This is a genomic window from Lactobacillus sp. UMNPBX12 (assembly GCF_002553955.1).
Lineage (GTDB): Bacteria > Bacillota > Bacilli > Lactobacillales > Lactobacillaceae > Lactobacillus > Lactobacillus crispatus.
Genome location: NZ_PCYY01000070.1, coordinates 1 through 565, shown reverse-complemented (window position 1 = coordinate 565; position 565 = coordinate 1). Strand labels below are relative to the sequence as shown.

1 protein-coding gene is annotated in these 565 nt (G+C 39.8%); it reads left to right on the top strand.

Annotated elements, in window-relative coordinates; all coding sequences use genetic code 11:
- Positions 1-532: transposase (locus CP363_RS10515; RefSeq protein WP_198995789.1), on the top strand; the 532-nt coding region annotated here is incomplete at its 5' end.
- Positions 533-565 lie beyond the last annotated feature (33 nt).

The window sequence follows — 565 nt, the reverse complement described above, 5'->3', positions numbered from 1 at the left end:
CCGAGGCTTAAAGCAAGTTGAGCTTTTTCTTTCTGATGGTGTTGTTGGCATGAAAACAGCCTTGGCCAGGACTTATCCTAAAGCTCATTTTCAACGCTGTTTGGTTCATGTCATGCGCAATATCTGCGCTAAAGTACGCGTCGACGATCGTGAAAAGATCATGAACGAATTCAAACAGGTGCATCAACAGACAAACAAAGAAGAAGCCGCAGCTGTCCTGCATGACTTCTATACCAAATGGGGCAAGGTTTACAGCCATGTTATCAGAAGCTTGAAAGACATAGAACCAGATCTGCTGGTCTTTTATAACTATCCCAAGCAGATCAGAGCTTCAATTTATTCGACTAACATGATTGAATCATTTAACAATGTGATCAAGCGCAAAGCTAAGCCTAAGGCAGAGTTTCCAACTGAACAGTCGCTTGATGCTTTTATTGGTATTCAGGCAATGAGCTACAATGACCGTTATTTCAATCGAATTCATAAAGGCTTTGGTCAGGTTCAGGACACCTTAGAATCCTACTTTGATTAAATAAATAATTAAAAAATCAATTTACGAGAAAGA